The 24,315-nt window shown below is 68.3% G+C and carries 23 protein-coding genes; 11 read left to right on the plus strand and 12 right to left on the minus strand.

The window, feature by feature from the left end:
- Positions 1-206 precede the first annotated feature (206 nt).
- Positions 207-1,826 carry an ABC transporter substrate-binding protein gene (locus BJ980_RS14430; RefSeq protein WP_179502935.1) on the minus strand — a complete coding sequence of 540 codons (1,620 nt, stop codon included), beginning with the start codon at positions 1,824-1,826 and terminating at the stop codon, positions 207-209.
- Positions 1,827-2,034: 208 nt separating this feature from the next.
- Between BJ980_RS14430 and BJ980_RS14435 the strand changes: the two genes are divergently transcribed.
- From BJ980_RS14435 to BJ980_RS14450, 4 genes are all read left to right on the plus strand, one after another.
- Positions 2,035-3,453, plus strand: coding sequence for an amidase (locus BJ980_RS14435; RefSeq protein ID WP_179502936.1), 1,419 nt, complete (start codon positions 2,035-2,037; stop codon positions 3,451-3,453).
- 35 nt (positions 3,454-3,488) lie between these two features.
- Positions 3,489-4,223 (plus strand): sulfite exporter TauE/SafE family protein, encoded by a 735-nt coding sequence (locus tag BJ980_RS14440; RefSeq protein ID WP_179502937.1) that lies wholly within the window; start codon positions 3,489-3,491, stop codon positions 4,221-4,223.
- 134 nt (positions 4,224-4,357) lie between these two features.
- A complete protein-coding gene (locus tag BJ980_RS14445; RefSeq protein WP_179502938.1) occupies positions 4,358-4,981 on the plus strand; it encodes a hypothetical protein in 624 nt (207 codons plus the stop codon).
- A gap of 128 nt (positions 4,982-5,109) precedes the next feature.
- Complete coding sequence (locus BJ980_RS14450) at positions 5,110-5,748, plus strand: hypothetical protein (protein WP_179502939.1); 639 nt, start codon at positions 5,110-5,112, stop codon at positions 5,746-5,748.
- Between the two features lie 72 nt (positions 5,749-5,820).
- Here BJ980_RS14450 and typA read toward each other — a convergent pair whose 3' ends face one another.
- On the minus strand, positions 5,821-7,740 hold the full coding sequence (gene typA / locus BJ980_RS14455) for a translational GTPase TypA (RefSeq protein ID WP_179502940.1): 1,920 nt from the start codon (positions 7,738-7,740) through the stop codon (positions 5,821-5,823).
- Positions 7,741-7,860: 120 nt separating this feature from the next.
- On the opposite strand from typA, the gene BJ980_RS14460 reads away from it, so the two are divergent.
- A complete protein-coding gene (locus BJ980_RS14460) occupies positions 7,861-8,151 on the plus strand; it encodes a protealysin inhibitor emfourin (protein WP_179502941.1) in 291 nt (96 codons plus the stop codon).
- 64 nt (positions 8,152-8,215) lie between these two features.
- Positions 8,216-9,553 carry an ABC1 kinase family protein gene (locus tag BJ980_RS14465; protein ID WP_218855525.1) on the plus strand — a complete coding sequence of 446 codons (1,338 nt, stop codon included), beginning with the start codon at positions 8,216-8,218 and terminating at the stop codon, positions 9,551-9,553.
- Between the two features lie 9 nt (positions 9,554-9,562).
- Here the strand turns inward: BJ980_RS14465 and BJ980_RS14470 are convergent, their stop codons facing one another.
- Positions 9,563-10,288, minus strand: coding sequence for an aspartate/glutamate racemase family protein (locus BJ980_RS14470; RefSeq protein WP_343047816.1), 726 nt, complete (start codon positions 10,286-10,288; stop codon positions 9,563-9,565).
- Positions 10,289-10,319: 31 nt separating this feature from the next.
- Entirely contained in the window at positions 10,320-11,072 is a 753-nt protein-coding gene (locus BJ980_RS14475) for an SDR family NAD(P)-dependent oxidoreductase (protein WP_179502943.1), read from the minus strand.
- 74 nt (positions 11,073-11,146) lie between these two features.
- Here BJ980_RS14475 and BJ980_RS14480 point away from each other — a divergent pair, with 74 nt between their 5' ends.
- From BJ980_RS14480 to BJ980_RS14490, 3 genes are all read left to right on the plus strand, one after another.
- Positions 11,147-11,509: a hypothetical protein gene (locus tag BJ980_RS14480; RefSeq protein ID WP_179502944.1), complete on the plus strand. Its 363-nt coding sequence runs from the start codon at positions 11,147-11,149 to the stop codon at positions 11,507-11,509.
- 93 nt (positions 11,510-11,602) lie between these two features.
- Positions 11,603-12,859 carry a D-inositol-3-phosphate glycosyltransferase gene (gene mshA / locus BJ980_RS14485; protein WP_179502945.1) on the plus strand — a complete coding sequence of 419 codons (1,257 nt, stop codon included), beginning with the start codon at positions 11,603-11,605 and terminating at the stop codon, positions 12,857-12,859.
- Positions 12,843-13,352: a type III secretion system chaperone family protein gene (locus BJ980_RS14490; protein WP_179502946.1), complete on the plus strand. Its 510-nt coding sequence runs from the start codon at positions 12,843-12,845 to the stop codon at positions 13,350-13,352. Before mshA ends, BJ980_RS14490 begins: the two co-directional genes overlap by 17 nt.
- A gap of 196 nt (positions 13,353-13,548) precedes the next feature.
- On the opposite strand, the gene BJ980_RS14495 is transcribed toward BJ980_RS14490, so the two are convergent.
- The 4 genes from BJ980_RS14495 to BJ980_RS14510 all read right to left on the minus strand — a co-directional run bounded on the left by BJ980_RS14495 (position 13,549) and on the right by BJ980_RS14510 (position 17,884).
- Positions 13,549-14,847 (minus strand): peptidase C39 family protein, encoded by a 1,299-nt coding sequence (locus BJ980_RS14495; protein WP_179502947.1) that lies wholly within the window; start codon positions 14,845-14,847, stop codon positions 13,549-13,551.
- Between the two features lie 111 nt (positions 14,848-14,958).
- Positions 14,959-15,888, minus strand: a complete 930-nt coding sequence (locus BJ980_RS14500) for an EamA family transporter (RefSeq protein ID WP_179502948.1) — start codon at positions 15,886-15,888, stop codon at positions 14,959-14,961.
- Between the two features lie 194 nt (positions 15,889-16,082).
- Entirely contained in the window at positions 16,083-16,760 is a 678-nt protein-coding gene (locus tag BJ980_RS14505; RefSeq protein ID WP_179502949.1) for a response regulator, read from the minus strand.
- A complete protein-coding gene (locus BJ980_RS14510) occupies positions 16,757-17,884 on the minus strand; it encodes an ATP-binding protein (protein WP_179502950.1) in 1,128 nt (375 codons plus the stop codon). Before BJ980_RS14510 ends, BJ980_RS14505 begins: the two co-directional genes overlap by 4 nt.
- A gap of 121 nt (positions 17,885-18,005) precedes the next feature.
- On the opposite strand from BJ980_RS14510, the gene phoU reads away from it, so the two are divergent.
- Positions 18,006-18,650: a phosphate signaling complex protein PhoU gene (gene phoU / locus BJ980_RS14515; RefSeq protein WP_179502951.1), complete on the plus strand. Its 645-nt coding sequence runs from the start codon at positions 18,006-18,008 to the stop codon at positions 18,648-18,650.
- Positions 18,651-18,726: 76 nt separating this feature from the next.
- On the opposite strand, the gene BJ980_RS14520 is transcribed toward phoU, so the two are convergent.
- Complete coding sequence (locus BJ980_RS14520) at positions 18,727-20,742, minus strand: M4 family metallopeptidase (protein ID WP_179502952.1); 2,016 nt, start codon at positions 20,740-20,742, stop codon at positions 18,727-18,729.
- A 111-nt stretch (positions 20,743-20,853) separates the two neighbouring features.
- Entirely contained in the window at positions 20,854-21,780 is a 927-nt protein-coding gene (locus tag BJ980_RS14525; protein WP_179502953.1) for a hypothetical protein, read from the minus strand.
- Between the two features lie 106 nt (positions 21,781-21,886).
- Here BJ980_RS14525 and BJ980_RS14530 point away from each other — a divergent pair, with 106 nt between their 5' ends.
- Entirely contained in the window at positions 21,887-22,510 is a 624-nt protein-coding gene (locus tag BJ980_RS14530; RefSeq protein ID WP_218855527.1) for an NAD(P)H-binding protein, read from the plus strand.
- A 380-nt stretch (positions 22,511-22,890) separates the two neighbouring features.
- On the opposite strand, the gene BJ980_RS14535 is transcribed toward BJ980_RS14530, so the two are convergent.
- Together BJ980_RS14535 and BJ980_RS14540 are read right to left on the minus strand one after the other, a co-directional pair.
- Complete coding sequence (locus BJ980_RS14535) at positions 22,891-23,634, minus strand: phosphoglyceromutase (protein ID WP_179502955.1); 744 nt, start codon at positions 23,632-23,634, stop codon at positions 22,891-22,893.
- On the minus strand, positions 23,634-24,251 hold the full coding sequence (locus BJ980_RS14540) for a copper chaperone PCu(A)C (RefSeq protein ID WP_179502956.1): 618 nt from the start codon (positions 24,249-24,251) through the stop codon (positions 23,634-23,636). The genes BJ980_RS14535 and BJ980_RS14540 overlap by 1 nt, the downstream gene beginning before the upstream one ends.
- Between the last annotated feature and the right edge of the window lie 64 nt (positions 24,252-24,315).

Raw genomic sequence — 24,315 nt, forward strand, 5'->3', positions numbered from 1 at the left:
CGCAGGTGCCTGAAGCAAACGTGATTGTCGTTGCCCGATGGCGGGAATCAGAACCCAAGGATCGTGAGGCAATGCTTGAGATCCTGTCTACCATCCAGAGCATCACTGGATGAGGAACCTGCTCAGCAGGTCTTGGGGAAAGCACAAGAGCCCGGCCCCCCGAAAGGGGACCGGGCTCTTCGGTTCGGGTCAGCTGACCCGATCGATCACTTCTTCTCGATCCAGGCGTCGTCGAACAGGACGATGGTCTCGCCGGTGCCCTTGATGCCGTGGACGTTCTTCTGCCAGATGTCGACCATCGCGCCGGAGCTGATCGTGACGGCCGGGACGTCCTCGGCGTAGAGCGCCTCGATCCTGGTCAGCACGTCCTTCGCGTCCTCAGGCGTCTTCTTGCCCTGGAGCTCCTGAATCAAGGCGTCCATCTCCGGGCTGGAGTAGCCACCACCGTTGGTTGGGGACCCGGTGCCGAGGGCAGTGGCGATGCGGCTGTAGACGCCCTCCTCGTGCACTGAGATCGCGGCGGCGGCGATGTCGAAGTCCTTGTCGATGTAGATCTTCTGGGTCTGGTCCGCGACGTTCTGGACCAGATCCAGTTCGACGTCGAAACCGACGGCCTCGAGCATCGCCTGGATGGCGACCGCGCCGGCCTGGGAGGCCTGCTCGGAGCGGGCGATGATGCTGATCTTGCCGTCGTAGCCGTCGGCCTTGGCTTCCTCGAGCAACTTCTTCGCGGCCTTCTGGTCAACCTCGGGCTCCTCGACTCCGGGAGACCAGATCGAGCTCTCGCCGAGGAGCAGCTTGGTCGGGTTGCCGCCACCGTTGGCGGTGCGCTCGAGATAGATCTCCGGGTCGAAGGCGAGCGCGATCGCCTGGCGGACGCGCTTGTCCTCACCCGGGCGACCCTTGACCGCGTTGATCCACAGGTTGTTGGCCGAGCCGGTGTGGTTGACCATGCCGGGGACGCCGTCGGTGATCGCCTCGTCGACGACCTCGGTTCCACGCAGGTAGGCCACGTCGATCCCGCCGGACTTGAAGGAGTCATAGGCCGTGGCGTCGGCGCCGAGCAGCACGAACTCGATCTTGTCGAGGTTCGGGCGGCCGTCGAAGTAGTCCTCGTTGGCGACGACCACGGTCTTCTCGGCCGGGGCATAGCTCTCGAACTTGAACGGGCCGGCACCGATCGGCTTGAAGGCAGCCGGGTCCGGGTTGGCATAGGCGGCGGGAGCCATGATCATGCCGGGACCGGTGGTGAACATGTTCGCGAACGTGGGCCATGCGTGGTTCAGCGTGATCGTGACGGTCAGGTCGTCCGTGGCCTTGATCGACTTGATCTCCTGCTTGAGCAGGGTGGCGTTGAGGCCATAGCTGTTCACGTAGTAGTTGAGGCTGCCGACGACGGCCTCGGCGTCCAGCGGAGTGCCGTCGGTGAACTTCACGCCGTCGCGGAGCTTGATCGTCCAGGTCACATCGTCGCTGGACTCGAGCGACTCGGCGAGCTGCGGTTCGTAGGCGTTCTTCTCACCGTTGTAACGGACCAGGGTGTCGTAGAGCGCGGCGAGGATGTTGCCGCCCGTGGAACCGGTCGGGTAGGTCTGGGTCGGGTTGAAGCCGCGTGCCTCGGAGTACTCCGCGACGCGAAGGGTGCCGCCCTTGACCGGCTCGCCCTTCGGCTCGGAGACGTTCATCATGCGGGTGGTGTAGTCGATGCCGCCGTCCGACTTGTCCTTCGAGTCGTTGTCGGCGCTCGAGGCACATCCGCTGGCGACCAGGGCCGTCGTAGCCAGTAGCCCCGCCCATCGCATGCGGGTGGTGATGCGTGTGTTCACTGTGTCCTCCACTTGGTACCGGTGCTCCGAGATCACCCTGGTTGTGTCTGCCGTCACAGAGTGGACGCACCCGCTATGTCCCATTAGGGTGCATCCCACTCACCGGGAGGTCGCGCCAATCAGGTCGCGTGGTGACCTGTGTCCCGGCTGGTCCGTTCTCCGGGACATCGACAGTGGTGATCCACGTCGCACTCCTAGCGTGGGTTCCATGACTGATTCAGCAACCCGCCTGCCCGACACGGACGCGACCGGAATGGCTGCCATGGTCCGTGAGGGCGAGGTCAGCGCGCGCGAGCTCGTGGAGACCGCCATCGCCCGGATCGAGCAGATGAACCCAGAGTTCAATGCGGTGGTCGCGACCCGCTTCGAGGAGGCGCTGGCCGAGGTCGACGCCGGACTTCCGCAGGGGCCGCTGACGGGCGTCCCGGTCCTGATCAAGGACCTGAACATGGCAGTCAAGGGACTGCCCAGCACGCATGGCAGTCGACTCTTCGCCGAGAACATGCCGGCCGATGACGCCGAGCTGGTCGCCCGCTACAAGCGGGCCGGGATGGTGGTCCTCGGGATGAGCAACAGTCCCGAGTTCGGGTTGAGCCCGAGCACCGAGCCGGCACTGCACGGTCCGACCCGCAATCCTCGCAACCTCGACCGGTCCGCCGGCGGCTCGAGCGGTGGCTCCGCGGCCGCCGTCGCTGCCGGGATGGTGCCGGTGGCACACGCCAGTGACGGTGGGGGCTCGATCCGGATCCCGGCCTCGATCAACGGTCTGGTCGGGCTCAAGCCCAGCCGAGGTCGGGTGAGCAGCTTCCCGGTCCCCTCCACGCTGAGTGCGCCGGCCTCCGTGCACCACGCGGTGACCACGTCGGTGCGCGACAGCGCGGTCCTGCTCGACATCTCCGCCAGCCGGGTGCTCGGCACGGTGATCGGCATCCAGGAACCGTCGATGTCGTTCACCGAGCACGCCGCGACACCCCCGCGCCCGCTCCGGATCGCTGTCGCCACCAGCCTCGGTGAGAGCGCCGTCCAGACCCAGGCCGACATCGTCGAGGTGGTCGAGCAGACCGCGAAGCTGTGCGAGTCGCTCGGCCACACCGTGGTCCCGGTCCCGGTGCCCCACGACGCCGCCGGACTCCAGACCCAGACCGCGCCCCTGATGGGGGTGGCGTTCGCTGCGAGCGTGCAGGCACGACTTGCCCAGCTGGGTCGCGAGCTCGCGGACGACGACCTCGAGCCGTTCAGCCGGATCCTGTTCGAGCACTACTCGGCGCTGCCGGCCACCCAGCTCACCGCTGCACTGGTTGCCTGCCAGCAGGCCGGGTGGCAGTTCGGCCGCCTCTTCGCCGAGTACGACGTGATCCTGACGCCGACGCTCGCCGCGTCGCCGCCCGAGCTCGGCGTGCTGGACCCGACCAACCCCGAGGCGATGTACACACGAGCAGGCACCTATGCGGCGTGGACCCAGGTCTTCAATGCCACCGGGATGCCGGCGATCTCGCTGCCGATGGGCACCGACGGACTGGGTCTCCCGGTCGGTGTCCAGCTCGGTGCCGACCTGGGCCAGGAGGGCCTGCTGCTCTCCCTCGCCGGACAGCTCGAGGCAGCCGCCCCGTGGCAGCGGCTGGCCTGAGCGGATGACCCCAGCGATGTGCGCGTGCCGCCGGCATGGGTGACCTGTTGACGCTGGCCCTGGCTGCGGCAGCCATCTTCGTCCTCGCCGCGCTCGCCCAAGCGGTCAGCGGATTCGGGTCCGCACTGCTCGCCATACCGCTGCTGGTGATGGTGATGGACCCTGTCCCGGCGGTGGTCACGGCGACCGGCGTCAGCCTCGTCATCTCGGGTACGGCGTGGCGCCGGGAGCGTGCGCACGTGATGGTGCCGGTGGGTCGGCGCCTGGTCCTGGCCGGTGTGCTTGGCATGCCGCTCGGACTCGCCACCCTCCTGCTGGTCAGTGAACGCGCCCTCGGTATCGGCATCGGGATCCTGGTGTTGGTGACGGTGGCGGCGCTGGCCTGTCGCGTGAAGGTGCCGGACTCGCCCGGCATGCACTGGGTCGCGGGGATGATGAGCGGTGCGCTGCTCACCTCGACCGGGATGAACGGCCCACCACTCGTGCTCGCCGTGCACGGTGTCGGCGGGTCCGCGCGCAGCACCCGAGCGACCCTCCAGACGGTCTTCACCGTGCAGGACCTGCTCGCCCTGTGCGCGTTCGCGCTGGCCGGACTCTTCAGCCAGCAGGTCGTGATCGCGATGGCCGCCGGCTGCCTCGGCATACCCCTGGGCTGGGCGATCGGGGACCGGATCTTCCACCGGCTCAGCGAGCAGACCTTCCGCCGGGTGATCCTGGTGGGCCTGAGCCTGGCTGCGGTGACCAGCCTGGTCCAGACGACCACCCACTGACTCGTCGGCACGACCTGTGGGCCTGGCGCTGGGCGTGGTGTCGGGCACTGTTTTGACCATTGTCAGGACAGCCACCTGCCGGGTGGTCGAGGATGACGATTCGCACTCGTGAACCCTTGAGGAGACCCCCAGACGTGAAGCGCCTTCCCACCCTTCTGATCGCCATCGTGGCCACCATGCTGGCCACCCTGGTGGCATCGCCCGGCCAGGCGTTGGTCTCCAACCATGACGTCCCGAAGGCCTACGAGATCGGGAAGGTCTTCCCAGGTCTCGCCAAGACCACTCGGATGCTCGACGAGGAGCGACGTTTCACGGTCCCGGGCGTGTGGTGCGCCGGCGAGAAGGAGTTCAAGGCCAAGTCAGCGATGTCGGTGCTCTACGGTCCCCGCTACTTCGCGGACTTCGAGACCTGGGGGACGGTCAGCCGTCCCCTCCTCTCGGTCTCGGCCTATGAGTTCTCGACGACCAAGCAGGCCTCCGCGGTGATCAGCTCGTTGCGTGCACACGCGAAGAAGTGCACCTCCTACCGTGCCGAAGGGGTCTACGTCAGGACCGGCTATCTCAAGGTCGGCCGGATCGGTGACGAGCGGATCAGCATGCGCATGCAGGCCGGCGGCCAAGACTTCGGCGGCTTCCTCACCTACACCGGCGTCCGCCAGGGCCGGGTGGTGAGCATCGTGGTGACCTCCGCCGAGGACAAGATCTCCCAGGACCGGCTCACCCGACTGACCCGCCTCGCCGTCGCCAAGGCCAAGTGACCCCCAAGTCACCTCCGCAGTGCCCCTGAAGTGACCCCCCGGCGGTCCGAGACCGTCAGCTGTTCCCCATCCCCCGAGGCAGAGCACTCGCCGCGCCCGTAGACACCCCTCGTCAAGGAGCCACAACCGTGAATCGCGCACGTCCCCTCTCGTCCCTCGTTGCCGTGACCCTGCTGGCGCTGCTCGCCAGCCTCGTTGCCAGCCTGATCGCCAGCCCCGCGCAGGCGGCCATCACCAGCGTGGACACGCCCTCCACGTCCACGGTGGCGAAGTACTTCACCGGCTACAAGCACTCCAAGCGCTCCGCGACCAGGATCTCCGGCATCTACGGACCGGGCGCCTACTGCCGCAGCTCGAAGACCTACTCGAGCAAGACCGGCGTGGAGGCCAACTACACCCCGACCTACACGAACGACTGGATGAGCAGCACCCAGAAGCCGTGGATCGTGATCGACGCACTCGAGATGAGCAGCACCACGTCGGCCAAGAAGCTCGTGGCAGGCTTCCGCAACCACCTCAAGAAGTGCCCGTCGTACACCGACGGAGGCACCAAGATCACCAACTCCGCGCTCAACATCGGCACGATCGGCAACGAGCGGGTCGGCATGCGGATCAACACCGGTGACGCGGACGGCCCGATGCACCTCACCTATTCGGTGATTCGCAAGAACCGCATCGTCGTCATAGTCACCACGGTGTCGGAGAACAAGGTTCCGGCCACCCGCATCGCCGGCCTGAGCCGGGCGGCGTACAAGCAGGCCAACTGACGCCACGCACTGAACCAAATGAACAGAGCCGCCGTCCCAACCGGGACGGCGGCTCTGTGTGTCGGAACTTGATCAGCTCTTGTTCGCCTTGCGCGCCTGGGAGGCGGTCTTGGCGCGTGCGTTCGCGTCCAGGACCACCTTGCGGATGCGCACCGAGTCGGGTGTGACCTCGACGCACTCGTCGTCGCGGCAGAACTCGAGGCACTGCTCGAGGGAGAGCTTCTTCGGCGGGATCAGCTTCTCGAAGTTGTCCGAGGTGGCGGACCGGATGTTGGTCTGCTGCTTCTCCTTGGTGATGTTCACGTCCATGTCGTCGGCGCGCGAGTTCTCGCCGACGATCATGCCCTCGTAGACCTCCGTGGTCGGCTCCAGGAACATCGTGCCGCGCTCCTGGAGCGAGGTCATCGCATAGGCCGTGGCCGCGCCGGAGCGGTCGGCCACCAGCGAGCCGGAGTTGCGGCTGCGGATCTCGCCGGCCCACGGCTCGTAGCCCTCGGAGATGTGGTGCGCGATGCCGGTGCCGCGGGTGTCGGTGAGGAACTCGGTGCGGAAGCCGATCAGGCCACGGGCGGGGACGAGGAACTCCATCCGGACCCAGCCGGTGCCGTGGTTGGTCATCGTCTCCATGCGGCCCTTGCGGGTGGCCAGGAGCTCGGTGATCGTGCCGAGGTATTCCTCCGGCGCGTCGATGGTCAGGCGCTCCACGGGCTCGTGGACCTTGCCGTTGATCTCCTTGGTGACCACCTGCGGCTTGCCGACGGTGAGCTCGAAGCCCTCGCGACGCATCTGCTCGACCAGGATGGCCAGCGCCAGCTCGCCGCGGCCCTGCACCTCCCAGGCGTCGGGACGCTCGGTGGGCAGCACGCGGAGCGAGACGTTGCCGATCAGCTCGGCGTCGAGACGGTCCTTGACCAGGCGCGCGGTGACCTTGGTGTTCTTCGAGGGGCCACGGCCCACGAGCGGCGAGGTGTTGGTCCCGATGGTCATCGAGATGGCCGGGTCGTCGACGTGGATCAGCGGCAGCGCGATCGGGTTCTCCGAGTCGGCCAGGGTCTCGCCGATGGTGATCTCCGGGATGCCGGCGATGGCGACGATGTCACCGGGGCCGGCGGACTCGCCAGGCTTGCGCTCGAGGCCCTCGGTGACCAGGAGCTCGGTGATGCGGACGTTCTTGACGTCGCCGTTGCGTCGCATCCAGGCCACGTTCTGGCCCTTCTTCAGCACGCCCTGGTGCACGCGCACCAGCGCGAGGCGACCGAGGAACGGCGAGGAGTCGAGGTTCGTGACGTGGGCCTGGAGCGGTGCGCCCTCGTCGTACTCCGGGGCGGGGATCGTCTCGAGGATCGTCCGGAACAGCGGCTCGAGGCTGTCGCCCTCGGGCAGGGTGCCGTTCTCGGGCTTGGTGAGCGAGGCGACGCCAGCCTTGCCGGAGGCGAAGACGACCGGGAAGTCGAGCGCGTCCTGGCTGTGCGAGTCGTCGAGCAGGTCCATGAACAGCTCGTAGGACTCGTCGACGACCTCGTCGATCCGAGCGTCGCTGCGGTCGGTCTTGTTGACCACGAGGATCACCGGCATGTCGGCGTTGAGCGCCTTGCGCAGCACGAACCGGGTCTGGGGGAGCGGGCCCTCGGAAGCGTCGACGAGGAGCACGATGCCGTCGACCATCGACAGACCACGCTCGACCTCGCCACCGAAGTCGGCGTGGCCGGGGGTGTCGATGATGTTGATGACCATCGGCTCGCCACCGGCAGCCGGACCGGCGTAGTGGACGGCGGTGTTCTTCGCGAGAATGGTGATGCCCTTCTCGCGCTCGAGCTCGCCGGAGTCCATGGCGCGCTCGTTGACACCCTCGGCCTGGTGCTCGGTGAACGCGCCGGCCTGGTGGAGCATGGCGTCGACCAAGGTGGTCTTGCCATGGTCGACGTGGGCAACGATTGCGACGTTGCGAAGGTCGGTGCGCTTCGTCCTGGCTGATTCGGGGCTGGCTGACATGCGGTGGCCGTGTGCTTTCGTGTGGGGTGCGGCCCGCGGTGTCGCAGGCCGATCCATCCTACGGGTGCGGCGTGGCTGCACTGAAACTGAAACCGTTGCCGGGTGCGACACACTGGGTGGATGAGCGAGCACGTGGAGGTACGACGTACCGGCGGCTTCATCGGTCGCCCGGTGACCCGGCAGGTCAGTTTGGACCCCTCCGCGGCGTACGACGACGACGTCGTTGCCGAGGTCCAGTCCCTCGTCGAGCGGCTCTCCTTCGACCCGATCCCACCCGGTCGCCGCCACCCCGACATGTTCACCTATGCCTTCAGCGTGGGTGAGCACACCATGGTCTGCGCCGAGCACCAGCTCACCTCGGACCTGCAGCGACTGGCCACCCTGGTGCTCGAGCACGGCGTCGAGGCCTGAAGCACTCCCGGCAACACGGACAACCACCGGCCGCAATGAGGGTGCGGCGGCTAACCTCGGCCTCATGAGCGACGAGGCCGCAGATCGAAGGATGCGCAAGTCCGCACTCGGGCGGACCGTGCGGCTCGCGACCCTGCCGGCCGCCTATGCCGGCCGGACCACGCTGGGAGTCGGCAAGCGCCTGGTGGGACGCCCCGCCGCAGCGGTGATGACCGAGGTGCAGCAGCGCACCGCCGACCAGATCTTCTCCGTCCTCGGCGAGCTCAAGGGCGGCGCGATGAAGTTCGGCCAGGCGATGAGCATCTTCGAGTCCGCGCTGCCGGACGAGCTGATCGGTCCCTACCGCGATGCGTTGACCAAGCTCCAGGACTCCGCTCCGCCGATGTCGCAGCGAATGCTCGAGCAGGTGCTCACCGAGGACCTCGGGTCGGACTGGCGTTCGATGTTCACCTCCTTCGACACCACGCCGGTGGCCTCCGCCTCGATCGGACAGGTGCACCGTGCCGTCTGGTCGGACGGCACCGAGGTGGCGGTGAAGGTGCAATATCCCGGCGCCGCCAAGGCGTTGCACTCCGACATCAAGCAGCTCGGCCGGATGGCGCGGATGTTCACGGTGCTCGCGCCCGGCATCGACATCAAGCCTCTGCTCGCCGAGGTCGAGGCCCGGATGGAGGAGGAGCTCGACTACACCCTCGAGGCCTCGAACCAGATGGTCTTCGCCGCCGAGTTCGCGGACGATGAGGACTTCGTCGTACCCAGGGTGCTCGGCAACTCGCCGCGGGTGCTGGTCACCTCGTGGATGGAGAGCGAGTCCTCCCTGGCGCAGGTGATCAAGGAAGGAACGCCCGAGCAGCGCGACCACTTCGGCCGGCTCTACGCCCGGTTCCTGGTGGCGGGACCGACCCGCACCGGTCTCCTGCACGCCGATCCGCACCCGGGCAACTTCCGGATCCTGGCCGACGGCCGGCTCGGCGTCGTGGACTACGGCGCCGTGGCGCGGCTGCCCGACGGCTTCCCGCGTCCGCTGGGCGAGCTGCTCTCCAGTGCGATGCACGACGACTGGGAGGCCGTGGTTGCCGGCCTGCGCGAACAGGGCTTCCTGCTGGCGAAGGTGGAGTTCGCGCCCGAGGACCTGCAGGACTACCTCGGCGCGTTCCTCGACGCCGGACGCACGGAACTGTTCACCTTCAGCCGCGAATGGCTGCGCAGCCAGACCGTCCGGGTGGCCACGCCCACGCAGGAGAACGTCTCGCGGGCGTTCAAGCTGAACCTCCCGCCGGAATACATGCTGATCCACCGGGTCTGGCTCGGCGGCTTCGGCGTGCTCTGCCAGCTCGAGGCGACGGTGCCGTTCCGGTCGTTGCTCGAGGAGTATGTCCCCGGCTTCGACCTCGCGCCCTGATTCGAGCGGTCAGCCGAGAGCGCGGTCGAGCGCGGCGTTCACGTGCAACGTGGTGCACGGGAAGAGCGGGACCTCGACATCGGCCTGCTCGACGAGCAGCTCCAGCTCGGTGCAGCCCAGGATGACGCCCTGCGCGCCCCGGTCCCAGAGCCCGTCGATGAGCTCGACCATCCGGCGCCGCGACGGGTCGAGCACGCGCCCGTGGACCAGCTCGTCATAGATCACCGAGTTGATCCGGTCGTGCTTCTCGGCGTCCGGCACGATCACCTCGATGCCGTGCGAGGCGATCCGCTCGGTGAAGAAGGTGCGCGACATCGCGAACTTGGTGCCGATCAGGGCGAGCTTCTCGACCCGGTTGGCCTTGGCCTCGCCGGCGATCACGTCGGCCAGGTGGAGCAGCGGGATGTCGACGGCGGCCTCGACCTGCTCGGCGACCCGGTGGAACGTGGTCGTGCAGAGCATCAGGAAGTCGGCACCGGCCTTCTCCACGCCGCGAGCGGCCTCGGCCAGGATGTCGGCGACGCCGTCCCAGTCCTCGCGCTGGCCGAGCTCGGTGACCTCGGCGAAGTTCACCGACGCCATCACCGTCTTCGCGGAGGAGTAGCCACCGAGTCGCTTCTCGGCACCCTGATTGAGCTGCTGGTAGTAGGCGGCACTGCTTTCCCAGCTCATGCCACCGATGAGTCCGATCGTCTGCACAGCCGAAGTCTCTCCCGAGTCTGGATTTCTTGCCACTCGTGTTCACTAGGTGGCGTGGCGCGTCGACTCAGGTGACCCGGTGGACCTTGTGCTGCGCGGCCTGCGCGCGCGGCTTGATCACCAGCTCGTCGATGTTCACGTGCGCCGGACGGGTCGCGATCCAGGCGATCGCATCGGCCACGTCCTCGGCGACGAGCGGGTCGGGGACGCCGGCATAGACCGCGTCGGCCTTGTCCTGGTCGCCGTCGAAGCGGACCAGGGAGAACTCCGGGGTGTGCACCATCCCGGGCGCGACCTCACTGATCCGGATCGGTTCGCCGACCAGCTCGAGGCGCAGGGTCTGGGTGACCACCTTGGTGCCGTGCTTGGCGGCGACATAGCCGGCGCCGGTCTCATAGGGCGTGCGTCCCGCGGTCGAGCCGACGTTCACGATCAGGCCGTCCTGGCTGGCACGCAGGGCCGGGAGCAGGGCCTGGGTGGTGTGCAGGATGCCCACCACGTTCACGTCATACATCTGCTTCCACTGGGCCGCGTCCGCGGTCTCGACCGGGTCCACCCCGTAGGCGCCGCCGGCGTTGTTGACCACGACATGTACGACGTCGCCCGCCGCGGCCGCGAGCTGAGCGACGGAGTCTGGGTCGGTCACGTCGCAGGTCACCGCGACGCCGCCGATCTCGGTGGCCAGCTCCTGGAGGCGCTCGGCCCGACGGGCGGCACAGATGACGCGGAATCCCTGTGCTGCCAGGGCGCGCGCGGTGGCGGCCCCGATTCCGCTGGATGCTCCGGTGACGACGGCAGTGCGCTGCGAGGCGGTGGTCATGGACTCGATTGTGCCGGACCCGGATGACCGGCAGACTGGAGGATCAGTCCCGTCACGAGAATGAGGTCGATCCGTTGCGCGCCACCGCTTACACCGCTGGAGTCCTGGGCGGAGTGTGCCTCGTGGTTCGGCACCTGGTCGGCTCCTCGTCGGGCGACGTCCTGTCCTGGGTCGCTGCCGCGTTCCTGGCCATCGCCGGACTGGGCCTGGCGCTCGAGCTGGTGCCCACCGCGCCCAAGTGGCTCCAAGCCGTCGTCGCGGTCGGGGTGGTGGCACTGGTGGCCGCGGTGTGGGTGACCCTGCGGGATGCGATCGACCACGAGCTGGCCGACCTGGGCGTGGGAGTGGTGGCCATCGCGGTGGGTCTGGTCGGCGTCGGCAGGATCGTGGCCGAGCACGACCGTGAGGCCCGTCCCCGCGGCGCCCACTCGAGCTGAGCCGACACCTGTGCCGACGGCGCTGGGCGCCGGGGGAATAATCGGGGCTCCGACGCCGGTTTGTTCCACCGACGAGCACTCGAGGAGGTGGCAATGAGCAGGATCGCGATGATCAGTCTGCACACCTCCCCGCTGGACCAGCCCGGCACCGGTGATGCCGGCGGGATGAACGTCTATGTGATCGAGCTGGCCAAGCGGCTGGCACGGCGCGGGATCGACGTCGACATCTTCACCCGGGCGACCTCCTCGAGCCTGCCGCAGCTGGTCGAGGTCGGTGACCGGGTCCTGGTCCGCCACGTCCACGCCGGTCCGTTCGAAGGACTCTCCAAGGCCGAGCTCCCGGCCCAGCTGTGCGTCTTCGCCCGTGAGGTGATGCGTGCCGAGGCCGGTCACCTGCCGGGCCACTACGACGCGGTGCACTCGCACTACTGGCTCTCGGGACAGGTCGGTGCGCTGGCCCGTGACCGCTGGGGCGTTCCCCTGGTCCACTCCATGCACACGATGGCCAAGGTGAAGAACGCAGCGCTGGCCGCCGGGGACACCCCCGAGCCGGCCGCGCGCGTGCTGGGCGAGGAGCAGGTCGTCGAGGCTGCCGACATGCTGATCGCCAACACCTCGCTCGAGGCCACCCAGCTGATCGACCTCTATGGTGCCGAGCCCAGCCGCGTCGAGGTGGTGCATCCGGGTGTGGACCTCGACGTATTCACCCCGCGTCCGGGAGCACGGGGCCGGCTCGGGCTGCGCGAGGACGCGCACGTCCTGCTCTTCGCGGGACGGCTGCAGCCGCTGAAGGCACCCGACGTGCTGCTGCGCGCGGTCGCCGTACTCCTCGCCGAGGACCCCGAGCTGCGGCACAACCTCGTGGTCCCCATCGTCGGTGGGCCGTCCGGGTCCGGGCTGGAGCACCCCGAGTCCCTGGCCGACCTGGCTCACGAGCTCGGCCTCGACGACGTCGTCCGCTTCGTGCCGCCGGTGGCGCAGTCGCTGCTGGCGGACTGGTGTGCCGCGGCCACGTTGGTCGCGGTGCCGTCGTACAACGAGTCGTTCGGCCTGGTCGCGGTGGAGGCCCAGGCCACCGGCACCCCGGTGGTGGCTGCCGCGGTCGGTGGCCTCCCGACGGTCGTGCGCGACGGGCACTCCGGCCTCCTGGTCGAGGGCCACGACCCGACCGACTGGGCGATCTCCCTGCGCAAGATCATCCGCGACCCGCAGCTGCGCGAGCATCTTGCCGCCGGCGCGCTCGAACAGGCCCACAACTTCTCCTGGGACCGGACGGCGGACCGCACCCTGGACGTCTACCGGCAGGCCGCTTTCATGATGAGGAAGGACCAGGATGTCGCAGCACGCTGAAGCGAACGCCCAGCACCGGGAGACGATCCGGACCTGGCTGAACGAGAACGAGATCGAGTTCGAGGAGACCGAGGCCGGGATGTTCTCCTTCGCGTTGCCGGGGGAGAAGAAGTTGCAGACGCCGGTCCGCGTCGACGTCGGTGAGCACGCCCTGGGCATCCACGCGTTCGTGTGCCGCAACCCCGACGAGAACCACGAGGGGGTCTTCCGCTGGCTGCTGGAGAAGAACCTGCGGCTCTTCGGGGTCGCCTTCGCGGTGGATCGGCACGGCGACATCTATCTCGACGCGCGGCTGCCGTTCAGTGCCGTCGCCCACCTCGACCAGCTGCTCGGCACGGTGCTGACCACGGCCGACGAGTCGTTCAACACGATCCTCGAGCTCGGCTTCGCGACCTCGATCCGCAAGGAGTGGGAGTGGCGTATCTCGCGGGGTGAGTCGACCAAGAACCTCGAGGCGTTCCGGGGTTGGCTCGAGGCCGACGAGGAGTCCTGACCCGAGCAGGTCAGTCAGTGCAGCGCCGACCCGTCAGTTGTTGCCACCCCGACCCGTCAGTTTGTGCGTTTTCTCGCCGAGCCGTCAGTTGTTGACACGTTCTGACGCCGAGTCGGCACTTGTTGACACCGGTGGGGCGTCAACAAGTGCCGGGTCGACGGGAGTTGGCGTCAACAAGTGCCGGGTCGGGGTGTGGTCACCAGCGACCGGTCGAGGCCGGGAGCGCCTTCGACTCGGGCGCGATGACATAGGCGATACCGCCGGAGCCGTTGAGCCAGACCTTCTCGAACTGTCGGCGGTCATAGACCCGGCGCACGCTCCAGTTCGAGGGGGCAGCGGGGTCGTTGGCGATCACCCGACCGCCGGCGGAGATGCCGGTGATCACCATCAGGTGACCGTTGGTCGAGGAGATCGGGGCGCCGGTGAGCTGGCCCTTCTTGAACGCGACCGAGACGACCACCGGGATCCCGGCCTTGATGAACTTCTCGACGTCGGTCAGGCTCCACAGCCGGGTGACGAACCCGGGCACGTTGTAGTGCGCGGCATACGCGGTGTTGAACGGCCAGTTGCCGTTGCCGCGGTAGGTGTGGTCATAGGTGTAGCGGGCCGCGTGGTCCACGTGACCGTCGGTCTCGCCGCTCCAGGCATAGGCACCCGAGGTCGGGCCGGCCTTCCAGTAGCGCAGCACCATCGAGGTCGAGGTCGGCGAGCACCAGGCTTCGCCGCCGCCGCCCCACTGCGGCTCGTGGCCCCGGTGGATCATCTGGGAGTGGCGGGGCACCTTGAGCTCGACGGTCTGGGTCATCGTGGTCCGGCTGGCCGAGGTCGGGTAGCGCTTGGCATAGGGCGAGGCCACGCCGCTCAGCGCGGTCACGGTCGGGGTGACGCTGGTGCCTGCCGCGCGATAGAGGGTGACCTGGACCTGCCACCTGTTGATCGCGTGGCCGTCGTTGGCGGTCAGGGTGTCGGTGAGCAGCGTGTTCAGGTCGTCGCTCTGCGCCGAACCCGAGTGCCGGTGGGTCGAGGAGGTCGAGGCGCCCCAGGCCGCGATCTCGTCCCAAGAGCTGGTCCGCCAGCCCGACTTGGTGCGCACGTGGAAGCGGAGCAGGGTCGAGCCCGAGGTCTTCGCGTTCCAGGACAGGATCATGTTCTTGGCATCCATCCCGGTGCTCACCCACGGGGAGATCCAGCGACCGTAGTCGAATCGCTTCGAGGTGCCGTTGCCGTAGGGGTCGCGGTAGGACGTGGTGCCGCGCGGCGTGCTGGCGATGCGGATGCTGCCGTCGCTGCCGACGCTGACGCCCTGCTTGGTGCCGGCGTTGAAGTCGGCCACCGAGGTCAGGTGCGTGATCCGGGGCTTGGCCGTCGCAGCGCTCGCAGGCGTCGTCGGTGCGAGTACGACGAGCCCCACCGCGAGCGCGCAGCCTGCGGCCAGGCCGCGGCTGAGGCGAGTGCGGAGCGAGACGTCGGAACCGGGGACGAGCGAGGTGGCCATGCGCAGCATTCTAAGTGACTGGAGTGACTTGCGGGGCTGTTGGGAAGAACTGCTTTCCGGTGCTCATCAGGGCCGGTCCGGTGGCCCGACCGCGGCCCGGCGCGACCCTGTTCAGCGCGCCGGAACCTCCTCGATCACCTCTGGCGAGGCGACCTTGCGTCGCGAGATCAGGACGCCGACCACGCACAGTGCGCCCCCGACGTACGCCAGCCCGGGCGGGGTCTCGGAGAGGAAGAACGCGGAGAGCAGGATGGCCAGCACCGGCACCAGGAAGGTCGTGATCGACAGCTTGCCCGCGTCCATGTGGCTGAGCGCATAGGCCCAGGTGCTGAACGCCATCGCCGTCGGGAAGACCCCGAGATAGACCAGCCACAGCCACGACGAGCCGCTGCCGTGCTGGACCAGGTCGATGAACTCGCCGGTGAACGGGGTCGCGGTGAGCAGCCCGATCACGCAGGCCAGGAAGGTGATCGTGAACGGGTGCAGGCGCCGGGTCAGCGGCTTCTGCGAGACCACCCCGATCGCATAGGTGATCGCGGCCAGGACGGTCAACGCGACGCCGAGCACGTCCTGAGATCCCGAGTTGCTCGAGGCCAGGCCGATGATCGCGACGCCGGAGAAGCCGATCGCGATGCCGATCAGCACCCAGCGGGTGAGCCGCTCGCCGAGGAAGATCGAGGCGAGGAACAGGGTGAGCACCGGGCCGATCTGGATGAGCATCGCCGCGGTGCCGGCGTCGATGCGTCGCTCGGCCTCGTTGAGCGCCAGGTTGTAGATCCCGAACCACATCACCCCGCACAGCACGAGCAGCGGCCACTCGCGCCGGTTCGGCCAGATCCGGGGTCGGCGGGCCACGATCAGGCCGAGCACGATCGAGGCGATGCCCAACCGGGCGATGGTCAGGGCGCCGGGGGTCACTTCGTGCCCGAGGTGGCGGATCGCCACGAAGGCCGAGGCCCAGCAGACGAGCGTAAAGGCTCCTGCGGCGACGGGGAGCCAGGTGCGGGTCAGGGCGGTGGGTTCCGCCGTCGTTGTCGTCACCCACCGACCCTAGGGAACGACGTACGCCCGTGCCCAGCGGTTTTCGGACAGCCGAGCGCGGTATCCAGCCATCCGCGAACCTGCAGTTGTTGCGCGCCGAACCTGCACTTGTGGTGCGTCGAGCCGTCAGTTGTTGTGCGCCGCGAACCGTCAGTTGTTGCGTTGCGCGCAAGCACCGACCGGCCGCACGTCCCTCACAGGTCGAGCTTGTAGCCCAGGCCGCGGACGGTGACCAGGAACTTCGGCTCGCCCGGGTCCGGCTCCAGCTTGGCGCGCAAGCGCTTCACGTGTACGTCGAGGGTCTTGGTGTCGCCGACGTAGTCAGAGCCCCAGACCCGGTCGATCAGCTGGCCGCGGGTGAGCACCCGCCCGGGGTTGCGCAGGAACATCTCGAGGAGTTCGAACTCCTTGAGCGGCAGCCGCTGTTCGTGGCCGTCGACGGTCACGACGTGCCGCTCGACGTCCATCCGGACCGGTCCTGCTTCCAGCGTCGCCGGAGCCAGGTCCGGCTCGGTCCCGCGGCGCAGGACGGCCCTGATCCGGGCGACCAGCTCACGGGGGGAGTACGGCTTGGTGACGTAGTCGTCGGCGCCGAGCTCGAGCCCGACCACCTTGTCGACCTCGTCGTCCTTCGCGCTGACCATGATCACCGGGACGCTCGAGGTCTGCCGGATCTGTCGGCACACCTCGGTCCCCGGGATGCCGGGAAGCATCAGGTCGAGCAGCACGATGTCCGCCCCGGACCGGTCGAACTCGGTGAGGGCGTCGTTGCCGTTGTTGGCGATGGCGACCTCGAAGCCCTCCTTGCGCAGCATGTACGCCAAGGCGTCGCTGTAACTCTCTTCGTCCTCAACGACGAGTACCCGGGTCACGGATGTGTCTCCTTCTTCCTGGGAAGGACCAGGGTGAATGTCGAACCCTGCCCTTCGACGGACCATACGCGGATGTCTCCACCGTGGGTGGCCGCGACGTGCTTGACGATGGACAGGCCGAGGCCGGTGCCACCGGTGGACCGGTGCCGGGCTGGATCAACCCGATAGAACCTCTCGAAGATCCGGTCGATCTCCTCGGGAGGGATGCCGATGCCTTGGTCGGTCACCGCGATCTCGATGGTGTCCTCGTTGGCTCGGGTGGTGACCGCGACGCGAGATCTGTCGGGCGAGTAGCTCACCGCGTTGGCGACCAGGTTGGTGATCGCGATCAAGAGCTGCTTGGAGCTTCCGTGAGCATCGAGGTCCGCGTCGCCGGAGGCCGTGACCTCGATGTGGCGCGCCTGGGCGTCGATCTTCACGGTGTCCAGCGCAGCCGCGACCAGCGGGCCGATCGGCACCGTGACCGGCTCGTCGAGGGGGTCGTCGGTCTGGAGCCTGGAGAGCTCGATGATCTGCTGCACCAGGACGGTGAGCCGCTCGCTCTCGAGCAGCATCCGTCCGGCGAACCTCTCCACCGCCTCGGGGTCGTCCGATGCAGCCTGGACCGCCTCGGAGAGCAGACGGATCGCGCCGATCGGGGTCTTGAGCTCGTGGCTGACGTTGGCGACGAAGTCGCGGCGGACCGCCTCGACCCGCTTCTCCCGGGTGCGGTCCTCGACCAGGATCAGGATCAGCCTTACGCCAAGGGGTGCGACGCGGACGGAGACGTGCCTAGCCGGGGTCCCCGGGAGTCGCTGGATCTCGAGCTCGACCTCGCGGATCTGCCCGTCACGGCGTACGCCGTGCACCATCTCGATGAGCTCTGCGTCGACCAGGGTGTTGCCCTGGACCAGACCCAGGGCGTACGCCGGTGCCGAGGCCTTGAGCACCATGTCATCGTCGTCGACGACCACACCGCTGGAACGCAGGACCGACAGGACGGTGGCCACGCCGGTGGGGACCGCGGGCTCCTCGGTCTCCGGCACCCGCTTCTGCTCTCGCTCGCTCACCAGGAAGGCCAACAGGACGCCGGCGACCAGCAGGCCCGCGAGAAGCGCAAACAGGATCGTCTGCGATGTCGTCACGGGCTGATCGTACGCAGACTTCGCCTCATCGTTCTCCCACGGACATGTGAGCACCGACTGTTCACGTCGCGTTCACTCCAGCCGTGGACCGGGTACTTGAGTGCGACCTAGGCTCGAGCACATGCGTGAAGCCTTTGTTGATGAGTTGGAGTCCGTGTTCGCCGACCTCGCCGCGATCGCCGGCAAGGTCCGTATCGCCGTGTCCGGGGCCACCGAGTCCCTGCTGACCGGGGACGTCGAGACCGCGGAGTCCGTGATCAGTGCCGATGTGGAGATCGATCAGGCCCGGGAGCACGTCGAGGAGAAGGCCTTCGAGCTGCTCAGCCTCCAGCAACCGGTGGCCGGTGACCTGCGCACGATTGTCGCTGCGCTGCGGATGGTCGCCGAGCTTGAGCGGATGGGCGACCTCTCGGTGCACGTCGCCAAGATCGCCCGGCTGCGGGTGCCGCAGCGTGCGGTGCCGGAACAGGCCGAGCCGACGATCAAGAAGATGGCCGAGATCGCCGAGGCGATGAGCGGGAAGGTCGCCGAGGTGATCGCCACCCGCGATGTCGAGGCCGCCCGCGACCTGGTCGGCGACGACGAGGAGATGGATGCGCTGCGCCGCGAGACCTTCCGCCAGCTGTTCGCCCAGGAGTGGACCCACAGCATCGAGGCCGCAGTGGACCTGGCGCTGCTCGGCCGTTACTACGAGCGGATCGCCGACCACGCCGTCTCGGTCGCCCGCCGGGTGGTCTTCGTGGTCACCGGTGAGGCCGAGCGCTGAGAGCGCTCAGACACAGCAGTACGCCGACCCGCGGGTGCGGGCCGGCGTACCGACGTGCTCAGCTCAACGCGACGGGTCAGGGCTTGCTGAACCGCATCGTGTAGCTGCCCGATCCGGAGTAGGACTGCACCACGTAGGAATAGGACCCTGAGCTGCCGTCATACCTGATCTCCTCGTGTGACCCGGACGAGGTCGACGCGGCCACCCTGGTCCACGCGGTGCCGTTCCACTTCTCCAGATAGAGGTCGAAGTCGGTGCCGGCGGGACCGTCGATGCAGGCGGCGTGGGTGCCCGAGGCGCTGCTGGTGTAGTAGCCCTGGCTGCCCGGCTCATAGCCGTAGGACCCGCTGCGTGCCAACCTTCCGCTCTCCGTGGAGGAGAGATCCTCGCAGGCGCCGGTGGGCGGCTCCTCGGGGTCGGTGCCGCCGCTGTTGGTGCAGGTGAAGTCGTTCTGCGGAACCGCGACGCCGTCCCAGGCCGACTCGATGCCGGCGCACTCGGCGCTCTCGGCGCCATAGAGGTCGACCGCCGCGCGGACCGTGGCGTCACGGGCCTCGGGATAGGTGGTCGTGGACGTCATGTACGTCGACAGCGCGCGGTACCAGATCTGCTCGACGCTCGCTCGCCCGATGCCCTCGACGGTGGAGCTGTCGCAGGTCGGGCTGTTGTAGTCGACACCGTTGATCGTTTTGGCGCCCGAACCCTCGGAGGCGAGATAGAAGAAGTGGTTGCCCGGGCCCGAGGTGTAGTGCGGATCGGCGCTGCCCATCGAGGAGGTCCAGCAGTCATAGCTGGAACCGTCGCGCGACGGCTTGTCCATGTAGCGCAGCGGCGTGCCGTTGCCGTTGATGTCGATCTCCTCGCCGACCAGGTAGTCGCCGACGTCGTCGGCGTTGCCGGCGTTGAACTCGACCGAGGTGCCGAAGATGTCGCTGGTCGACTCGTTGAGACCACCGGCATCGCCGTAGTAGACGAGTCCGGCGGTGGCCTCGGTGACACCGTGGCTCATCTCGTGGCCCGCGACGTCGAGCTCGGTGAGCGGGTTCTGGTTGTTCTCCCCGTCGCCGTAGGTCATCTGCTGACCGTCCCAGAAGGCGTTGACGTAGTTGTTGCCGTAGTGCACCCGCGACGGCACGCCCTGGCCGTCGTCGAAGATGCCGTGCCGGTCGTGCCGGTCCAGGAAGTAGTCCCAGGTCTGCGCGGCGCCGTAGTGCGCGTCGACGCCGGCGGAGTGCGGGTCGCCCATCGTGCCGTCGCCCCAGGCGTTGTCGGAGTCGGTCATCACCGAGCCGCCGGACTGTGCGTTGTTCATGTCGATGGTGGTCCCGTTGCCGCGCACGGTGTCGGTCATCTCGTAGCCACCGGAGACGGCCTTGGTGTCGATCTGGACGGTGCCGACGAAGATGCCCTCACCGCTGGCGTTGTGGATCTCGTCCCACTGGGCCAGGGCCTTGCCGGTGGTGGCGTCCACGATCACGTGCATGCGGCTGGGGGTCTGATCCTTGCGGATGCCCTTGACCACGGTGTCCCAGGCCAGGACGTCGCCGTCCTTGCCGGCGAACACGATGAGCTCGGCCTTCTTCGACCGCACCGGGTAGTCGGCCGCACGGGCCCCGGCGAGTTCGGCCGTCTTCTTGCTGATCCGGGCCTTGGTGCTCGCGACCCGCACGTCCTTGCGTGAGGCGTGCTGTACGTCGGCAACCGCGCCCTTGTCGTCGGTGTGCACCAGGACGTCACCGCCGAGGACCCGCAGGCCCTTGTAGGTGCGGTCGTAGCGGGTGTGCTGGGCACCGCCGCCGTCGACCTGGACGTCCTTGGCGACCAAGCCCTGCGCGGAGGGCAGCTTGAGTTGCTTGGCGGTCGCGGACTGCTTCGACTTCGCCTCGGAGACCAGCTGCCTGCGCTCGGCGGGGCTGATCTGCTTGGCCGAGTTGCGGGTCTTGGCCTGATTGCTCGACTGCGAGTCCCGTTGGGGAGGCTTGACGTCGTCTCCGTGATCGTCGGCGTGCGCGGTCTGCGCCAGTCCGAGTAGTGCGATCGTGGTCGTGGCCACCAGGATGCGGCGGCGGCGCGACAATGGGTTCTGACTCATTGATCCTTCTTTCCCGAGAACGGTGCCAGGAGCACCGGGTCGGTGCCCGGCGGCACCAACGTCCACGACGATCCGGTCAGAGGCCCCGTGGATTCAAGGGATTGGGCGTCGTTAACTTTTGACGACCGGCGTGGCATGGGACCACGCGATGCCGGTCGTTCCGGGCGCGCAGTCCAGCACCACGCTGTGTGCGTGGCCCAGGTTGTCGACCGAGATCCGGTGTCGCCACTGCTCGCCGTGCCCGAGGTTCGGCCGGCCGTAGGCTTCGACCCAGACGGGCAGGTGCGAGGTCGGGAAGTGGACCTCCACGACATATTCGCGGATCGGCCGGGCACAGCTGGCGTCGTACGACGTGTCCCGGGGCCCCGGGCCGTTCGAGGTCATCTCGTAGTCCAGCACCACGGTGTCGCCGCGGTCGAGCGGCCGGGCGAAGCGCAGCGAGGTGCCCAGCACCCGGTGTCCTGCATCCATGTGGCGCTCGACGATCTCGGCGCCGGAGTGGACGGTGAGCTGCGGCGTACCGGCGGTGCGGTCCTCGAAGAACTGGGTCACACCCAGGGTGGTCAGTCCGTCCGCGTCCGCTCGGGCGACGGTGCGGGTGCGCACCGACTCGATCCGGTGCGCCGCGTCGAGGCGGACCACGTCGTGCTGGCTGATCCGGTTGAGGAACCGGCCCGAGCTCGGTTGCTGCACCCGCTCGGCGATCCGGCGGACGGCCTCGCGCTCGGCGAACAGCGGCACCAGCGCGCCGCTCTCCTCGCGGATCGGCCCGCGTGGTCGGGGTGCGGGCACGAGCACCCGCAGGCTGCGCGGCGGCAGGCCGAGCACGCTCTCGAGGTGGGCGACGACGACCTGCGAGCTCTTGCGCCCGGGCACGCGGTTGCCGCTCTGCCAATAGCTCAGGGTGGCGATGCTGACCTCGACGTCGCGCTCGCGGAGTCGAGCAGCGATGTTCTCCAGGCCCAGTCCGCTGGCCTCGACCGCGTCGCGCAGGGCACGGGCGAAGGGGGCGGCGCGGGGCGCGAGAGTGCTGGACACGTTTTCTCCCATTCCGTGCCCTGGTCCATCTCCCCGAGGGGTCGAACCTAACAGCCGACCGAGCCTGCCGCATCCCGTTCGTGGGTCGCGGGCCTACCCTGCAGACGTGACCTCACTACTGATCATCGGCGCGACCGGCGCGGTCGGTTCCCGCACATTGGCCGCTGCCCTCGCGGACGAGCGCGTGGACCGGGTGTTCGCGCTGGGTCGTCGCCCGCTGCCCGAGCACCCCAAGCTCGATGCTCGGGTGGTCGACTTCGACACGCTGGACACGGTCCCGCCGGTCGACGCGGTGGTGTGTGCACTCGGCACCACGCGCCGCGACGCCGAGACCCGTGAGGCCTATCGCCGGATCGACCACGACATCGTGGTGCGGGTCGCGGAGCTGGCCCGAGAAGCTGGCGCGACGACCTGTGCGCTGGTCTCCTCGCTGGGCGCCAACCCGGCTTCGCGCACGTTCTACCTGCGGCTCAAGGGCGAGGTGGAGGAGTCGGTACGCCGTGTGGGCTTCGAGTCCGTGACCGTCGTGCGGCCCTCGGGACTCGTCGGCGGTGAACGGACCCGGAAGAACGGGCTCGGTGACCGGCTGGTGGAGGCCAGCGCGGTGATCGGTCCGCTGGTGCCCGCGCGCTATCGGCCCGTGCACGTGGATCGGGTCGCTGCGGTGCTGCTCGACGCCGTGCTCTCGCCCGAGGCCGGCATACGGGTCAGGGAGTCCGAGACGCTCTGAGGGCCTTGGGTGCCCAACTGATGGGTTGGTCGGTGGGGGTCGCGAAGGCGGCGCCTAACTGATGGGTTGGTCGTCGAAATCGGCTCTTTGGAGCGCCCAAGGCATCAGTTACGCGAGGCGAGCGACCGAACCCATCAGTTTGTGCGGGGCTGGGTCCCAAGGCATCAGTTAGACGGGCGCCAAGGGGTTCGAGGCGCTGTCGGCGCGCGGAGCCGACCAACTGATGGGTTGGTCGTCGAAATCGGCCGTCTGGGGCGCCCAAGGCATCAGTTACTCGACGCGGGCGACCGAACCCATCAGTTAGCGCGGGACCGAGCGCCCAACGCATCAGTTGCGCGCGACGAGGCGCCCAACCCATCAGTTGGCCCGGAGCTGAAGCCTCAGCGACCCTGGTTGGCAACAGCGGCAGCAGCGGCTGCGGCGGCCTCGGGGTCGAGGTACTCGCCACCGCGCACGGTCGGCTTCAGGTGGTCGTCGAGGCGGTAGACCAGGGGCATCCCGGTGGGAATGTTGAGCCCGGCGATGTCCTCGTCGCTGATGCCGTCCAGGTGCTTCACGATCGCGCGGAGGCTGTTGCCGTGGGCGGCGACCAGCACGGTCTTGCCCGCACGCAGGTCGGGCGTGATGTCGGCGTCCCAGTAGGGGAGCAGGCGCGCGATGACGTCCTTGAGGCACTCGGTGCGCGGGCGCTCGTCGCCGAGGTCGGCGTAGCGCGGGTCGTCGGCCTGGGAGAACTCCGAGGAGTCGTCCAGTGGCGGCGGCGGAGTGTCGAAGGAGCGGCGCCAGGTCATGAACTGCTCCTCGCCGAACTCGGCCAGGGTCTGCTTCTTGTCCTTGCCCTGCAGTGCGCCGTAGTGACGCTCGTTGAGGCGCCAGGAGCGCTTCACCGGGATCCAGTGCCGGTCGGCGGCGTCGAGGGCCATCGCGGCGGTGTTGATCGCGCGGCGCTGCAGCGAGGTGTGCACGACGTCGGGCAGCAGGCCGGCAGCCTTGAGCTGCTCACCGCCGCGTACGGCTTCGCCGCGGCCCTTCTCGGTGAGGGCCACGTCCACCCAGCCGGTGAACAGGTTCTTCGCGTTCCACTCGCTCTCGCCGTGGCGGAGCAGGATCAGCGTGTACGCCATCAGTGCGACTCTTCGCCCTCGGCGTCGCTGTGTCCGCCGTCCTCGTCCTTGGCGACGCCCGGGTCGGTGGCGTGGTTGTCGGTCGGGGTCAGCTTCTCGCCGTCCTGGCCGGCCCAGTGGCCGTTGTTGTTGACGACCGGTACGTCGAGGGTGACCGGGTCGCCCTCGTCGAAGGTGAAGGTGACCTTGACGAAGTCGCCGGCCTTGAAGTCGCCGGTGACCTTGATGCCGGCGACGTCGCGGCCCTCGCGCTCGGGGAGCGGCTTCTCCTCGAGGGTGGCGATGCGGGTGTAGTCACCGGCGCGCACCAGGATCGGCTCACTGAGCTCGGCGGTCACGTCACCGGAGACCTCGGTCAGCTTCTTGTCCGCGCTGCCGGCCTTCTCGCCGACCGCAACCGAGTCGTTGTTCACCAGGCTGGTGACCAGGGTGCCGGAGCCGTCCTTGGTCGCCACGATGACAGCGTTGAGTACGTCGACCCGCTCGCTGCGGTCGTTCGCGCCGGGGGCAGGCGTGTAGACCTTGTCCGTCGCAAAGCTGCAGGAGGAGAGTGCCGGGGCAGCGAGCACGAGCGCGCCGATGGCGGTGGCGCGGGCGATTCGGGTGCGAAGCAGCATCTGTGAGCCTTCGTTGTCGTCGGCGGACCGTCTCTGACCGGACCGCGGCATGCGGATCACACCA

The organism is Nocardioides daedukensis (assembly GCF_013408415.1).
GTDB lineage: Bacteria > Actinomycetota > Actinomycetes > Propionibacteriales > Nocardioidaceae > Nocardioides > Nocardioides daedukensis.

Excerpts from the sequence above, each read along its gene's own strand:
- BJ980_RS14435 (WP_179502936.1), top strand. The coding sequence starts at position 2,035 with ATGACTGATTCAGCAACCCGCCTGCCCGACACGGACGCGACCGGAATG.
- BJ980_RS14535 (WP_179502955.1), bottom strand. The coding sequence starts at position 23,634 with ATGGCGTACACGCTGATCCTGCTCCGCCACGGCGAGAGCGAGTGGAAC.
- mshA (WP_179502945.1), top strand. The coding sequence starts at position 11,603 with ATGAGCAGGATCGCGATGATCAGTCTGCACACCTCCCCGCTGGACCAG.
- BJ980_RS14460 (WP_179502941.1), top strand. The coding sequence starts at position 7,861 with ATGAGCGAGCACGTGGAGGTACGACGTACCGGCGGCTTCATCGGTCGC.
- BJ980_RS14475 (WP_179502943.1), bottom strand. The coding sequence starts at position 11,072 with ATGACCACCGCCTCGCAGCGCACTGCCGTCGTCACCGGAGCATCCAGC.
- BJ980_RS14495 (WP_179502947.1), bottom strand. The coding sequence starts at position 14,847 with ATGGCCACCTCGCTCGTCCCCGGTTCCGACGTCTCGCTCCGCACTCGC.
- BJ980_RS14465 (WP_218855525.1), top strand. The coding sequence starts at position 8,216 with ATGAGCGACGAGGCCGCAGATCGAAGGATGCGCAAGTCCGCACTCGGG.
- typA (WP_179502940.1), bottom strand. The coding sequence starts at position 7,740 with ATGTCAGCCAGCCCCGAATCAGCCAGGACGAAGCGCACCGACCTTCGC.
- phoU (WP_179502951.1), top strand. The coding sequence starts at position 18,006 with ATGCGTGAAGCCTTTGTTGATGAGTTGGAGTCCGTGTTCGCCGACCTC.
- BJ980_RS14490 (WP_179502946.1), top strand. The coding sequence starts at position 12,843 with ATGTCGCAGCACGCTGAAGCGAACGCCCAGCACCGGGAGACGATCCGG.
- BJ980_RS14440 (WP_179502937.1), top strand. The coding sequence starts at position 3,489 with ATGGGTGACCTGTTGACGCTGGCCCTGGCTGCGGCAGCCATCTTCGTC.
- BJ980_RS14540 (WP_179502956.1), bottom strand. The coding sequence starts at position 24,251 with ATGCTGCTTCGCACCCGAATCGCCCGCGCCACCGCCATCGGCGCGCTC.
- BJ980_RS14520 (WP_179502952.1), bottom strand. The coding sequence starts at position 20,742 with ATGAGTCAGAACCCATTGTCGCGCCGCCGCCGCATCCTGGTGGCCACG.